Genomic DNA, 3,784 nt, shown 5'->3' on the forward strand with positions numbered 1-3,784 from the left:
GGGTTCGTGATATCAATTTTTTCTTATTCAGATTGACTAAGTTATTTGCTTAGTCCACAGGTTTTGTACATGATCCAAATTAAGGTTATCCATCTTCAGAAAATTGAGTAAGGCAATCCTAAAATGTACTATTACTATATTTTAATTTGTTCAGTTTTTTCAAAAAATTCTTCAAATAAATTAAAAAAATTCATTAATTAACACAACTTGATATTGATAGTACAATTTTTTTATTGTAATATTGAATACTCGAAAACTATCACATCTACGAATGAAACGTATTATTATAATTGAAGATCATCCAATCGTGGTCTTTAATCTTAAGTTAGGCTTGCATGGCCAAGATGGAATTGATGTTTTAGAAACCTATAATTCTGGAAAATCACTTTTATCTTCTACCATATTGGATAAAGTAGATATTGCTTTATTAGATATTAATTTACCTGATTTGAATGGGTTTGAAATTTGTAAACATCTAAAGAAAAATCACCCTCACATAAAAATTATCTGCATTTCATCATTTGAAGATTATGAACATATATCTCAATTATTAGATAACGGTGCAAACGGATATATTGTGAAAGGTGCAAAAAATTCTGAAATGATTGAAGCAATTAACTCTGTTTTGCAAGGAAATCAATACTTATGCAACATTGCTAAATCAGCATTAGAAAACTCTTCAATTTTGAATCATAAATCTTTTAAACTCACGAAAAAAGAACAACAAATTATTGAATTATCAAATATTAAACCTTGTATTGAGTTTATAAGTGATGGAATGGGAGAAGATCTAGAATCGACTTCGATATACTTTAAAATGCTGCAAGAAAAGATTAACTTCTATTATATAAAAGTCAATCTTGCAATACCTGAAGGTTTTTAATTGTATTATTTTACTACAGAGAGCATACATTATACTCTCTGCACATTTGATAGTCATTATTTAACACGTACACAGCGCACACTAGCGCCTGTAGATTTTGCTTCTGAATCAAATTCTGTTCTTGGACCACCGGCTTCATTGCCTATCTCAAATATACGACCCAATGTCCCCAAACTAGTTTGAGAAGAAGTCCAATATTGTCCATCCGTATCATTTGTTGCACTAATACATCCTAAACCAAATAGCCAACCTGCTTGATGAAATACCAAAGGTTGAGCTGCAGATATATTAGTAAATTTCACAGCCCCATCACCTTCATTAGAAGGTGCGGAATTAGCAATAAGGGTTTGATAATCTTCTTCACTTGGAGTTTTCCATTTTCCAACTGGATAAACTAACGAACAAGGAACACCAACAGGAGAACTGCTTTCGGACCTCGGAAGTAATGAATTCCAATCAAAATAGTAATTACAGTTTTCTGTTTGTTTACAGTCAAAGGTTCCGCAAATCTATATCTTTTGTCTGCGCTAAGCTGTGGCGCTAAATCGTAATACAAATTTCCTTTTGCCCAACTATTATTTCCAATATTTACTGCTGGATATATATAGTTTCTCGAAAAATAAACTGTTGTAAGCGGTCCTGAAAATCCACTTACTGTTATTGAACGAGGATTATCATTAGAAATTAAAACTTCATTAACGCCATTTTTTCTCACTTCTAAAGTGTTAATTGTGTATGAATAGCCACTAAGTGTTGAAGAAGTATAAAGTCTGTTTTGAGACAACATTTTCGCTGGAGAGTTTTCAAAACTAGCAAAATCAAATGAAAGATTTGAGTTAATTGTTGTTTGAACATTGCCAACAAGATTACCAGTCCTCAAATCTAGATTATGCGTTGTTAATGGCACGTTATTTAAATTAATGTTAATTGCAGTAATTTCATCTGCAAAATAGGATTGCGCGTCTACTCCTACAGAAATCCGGGATGTGACATGTCTGAATATAACATTCACATGCACAGGATCGTTTAATAAAGCAATACTTCCACCTGCATAAATCAAAGCATTATCATTTGCTGTAATAATTACTGGATTATCCTCGTTTGCAGGAGAAGGAGGATAGGTTGTAAAACTATTATATGAATAAGCGTAAAATTTATAATTTCGATTTTTTTCTAGCGTAATCGCAAAAAAATCTTGCTGCACCGGAACACCTAAATTGCTCTTGAATATCTCACTTCCATCTGCAGCTATCTCATAGATTAATAATCTAACACGTATCCCAGGTGGAATAGGTGTATAAGTAGCTGCTTGTTTTATCTTTGATTTGATGTGTTCATTATTATCGCTATTTCCAATCGACCCTTCAATAATAAAGTCTTTACCTTCGATTGTGGATTTACTATTAAGCGTGTTATTATTTGTTCCTATGCCTCCGGAAACTGATGCTATTGTTGAAACAGGCTCTTCTAATATACCCGTTATTGAAAACTTAACATTCACTTTCTCTCCATCACTAACTTGCACCCCAACTGATGGCTTACACGAAAATGTTTGGTAGAGTATTTTTGAAAATAAAAATGATGTGGTATATAATCGTTTGATAGAATTTCTCATGTAATACTAGTTTTGGGTTAGAAAAATAATTCATTATCTCTAGTTCAATGTTTGGATCTTCCAGATAAGGTATTCCATCCTCATCTCTTCCAAAAGTCACAAGTGCCTTTCCAGAATCTGCAGCTAAAGCTGATTCGACCTCAATGACTTGAACACTGCAAGTCGGCTTCTCATATTTATATTTTTTAATTGTACTCATAATAAAATATTAGTGTGCGTGGATTGTTAATATATTTCTTCAGTGCTGTCCTAAATAAAATTTAGGGCGTATAAAATCTACCTTTTTCTATTAAATAGATAAGGTTTTATGTAAAATTTCAAATTATATCCTCTCTATTGTCTTTAGAAGAGTTTAAACTGTCCAATTTTATCAGGAGGTTTACCTGAAAAGAATGGATCATTAGCCCATTTCCAGAGATCAATTTTCACAAAAATATTTAAGCGAATAAAGTTCACCAAGTTGGATAAGTTCCATTCATATTTAGCCTTCTTCTGGATGTATTTAAAGAGTAGTATCCCAATTAATGCAGTCCAAATTTGGATGTAGACTGCATTTTCTGAGGTTCCCACAAAACTGCTTACTTTCAGACGCTGTTTTAGATGTTTGAAGAACGTTTCAATCTCCCATCTTTCCTTATATAATGCCGCTACTGTTGATGCTTTCCAGGTGAGATTGTTTGTTAAGAATATTCAGCATTATTTATGCTGTCCCAAAAACGAACTAGACGCATTTTCTTTCCTTGATAGTGCTTTTTAGCATCCCCATCAAGCTCAATAATCTGATCCTGAAGCACTCCACTATTCTTGAGTGCTTCGCTTTGAAATGATCTCACCACAGTATATTTCATGTTGCTTTTACTGCGTGTAACAAAAAAGCACTGCATGCTGTCCAAAACATTCATCCAAGCATAATCAATGTAGCCTCTATCAACAACAAGCACACAACCCTTAGGAAATGAAATGGTCTTGGCTATCTTTGATTCATGTTGTTTACCATCTGTAATATGCACAAAGCTCGGCATACAGCCATCATAATCAAGTATAGTATGAAGTTTCACCGCTCCTTTTGCACTACGGAATTTTGCCCAATCAAAAACACTAAGGCATAAAGGAATAATGGTAGCATTCATTAAAAAGACCTTTCGCTTGAGTCTATTAAGCTCAGCTCGTCTAGGAGAATTTCTATTCCACAAATGTTCCAAAAGTTTGTAATAAAGGTCTCGGAATAGACGATGATCGCGATGTTTGTTGATGTAGGATAGATTGGACTTGCTAGGCGTTCTAGA

At 33.3% G+C, this 3,784-nt stretch carries 6 protein-coding genes and 1 pseudogene; 1 reads left to right on the top strand and 6 read right to left on the bottom strand.

The features are described 5' to 3' along the window. Positions 1 to 271: 271 nt before the first annotated feature. A complete protein-coding gene (locus GOQ16_RS17030; RefSeq protein WP_160070394.1) occupies positions 272 to 883 on the top strand; it encodes a response regulator in 612 nt (203 codons plus the stop codon). A 56-nt stretch (positions 884 to 939) separates the two neighbouring features. Here the strand turns inward: GOQ16_RS17030 and GOQ16_RS17035 are convergent, their stop codons facing one another. The 6 genes and pseudogenes from GOQ16_RS17035 to GOQ16_RS17055 all read right to left on the bottom strand — a co-directional run. Continuing rightward, on the bottom strand, positions 940 to 1,185 hold the full coding sequence (locus GOQ16_RS17035; protein WP_160070395.1) for a hypothetical protein: 246 nt from the start codon (positions 1,183 to 1,185) through the stop codon (positions 940 to 942). 92 nt (positions 1,186 to 1,277) lie between these two features. After that, positions 1,278 to 2,498: a hypothetical protein gene (locus GOQ16_RS17040; RefSeq protein ID WP_160070396.1), complete on the bottom strand. Its 1,221-nt coding sequence runs from the start codon at positions 2,496 to 2,498 to the stop codon at positions 1,278 to 1,280. Then, positions 2,422 to 2,697: a hypothetical protein gene (locus GOQ16_RS17045; protein ID WP_160070397.1), complete on the bottom strand. Its 276-nt coding sequence runs from the start codon at positions 2,695 to 2,697 to the stop codon at positions 2,422 to 2,424. The genes GOQ16_RS17040 and GOQ16_RS17045 overlap by 77 nt, the downstream gene beginning before the upstream one ends. Positions 2,698 to 2,840: 143 nt before the next feature. Beyond that, a complete protein-coding gene (locus GOQ16_RS17050; RefSeq protein WP_240141081.1) occupies positions 2,841 to 3,068 on the bottom strand; it encodes a hypothetical protein in 228 nt (75 codons plus the stop codon). A 3-nt stretch (positions 3,069 to 3,071) separates the two neighbouring features. Beyond that, positions 3,072 to 3,188 (bottom strand): annotated as a pseudogene (locus tag GOQ16_RS18235) (transposase); the annotation flags it as partial. Then, positions 3,179 to 3,784, bottom strand: a 606-nt coding sequence (locus GOQ16_RS17055; protein WP_160070398.1) for an IS4 family transposase, incomplete at its 5' end; no start/stop codon positions are given. The gene GOQ16_RS17055 and the pseudogene GOQ16_RS18235, both read right to left, overlap by 10 nt.

This window comes from Sphingobacterium bovisgrunnientis, from assembly GCF_009829085.1.
Lineage (GTDB): Bacteria > Bacteroidota > Bacteroidia > Sphingobacteriales > Sphingobacteriaceae > Sphingobacterium > Sphingobacterium bovisgrunnientis.

Coding starts and splice junctions, on each gene's coding strand:
- GOQ16_RS17045 (WP_160070397.1), bottom strand. CDS start 2,697: ATGAGTACAATTAAAAAATATAAATATGAGAAGCCGACTTGCAGTGTT.
- GOQ16_RS17040 (WP_160070396.1), bottom strand. CDS start 2,498: ATGAGAAATTCTATCAAACGATTATATACCACATCATTTTTATTTTCA.
- GOQ16_RS17030 (WP_160070394.1), top strand. CDS start 272: ATGAAACGTATTATTATAATTGAAGATCATCCAATCGTGGTCTTTAAT.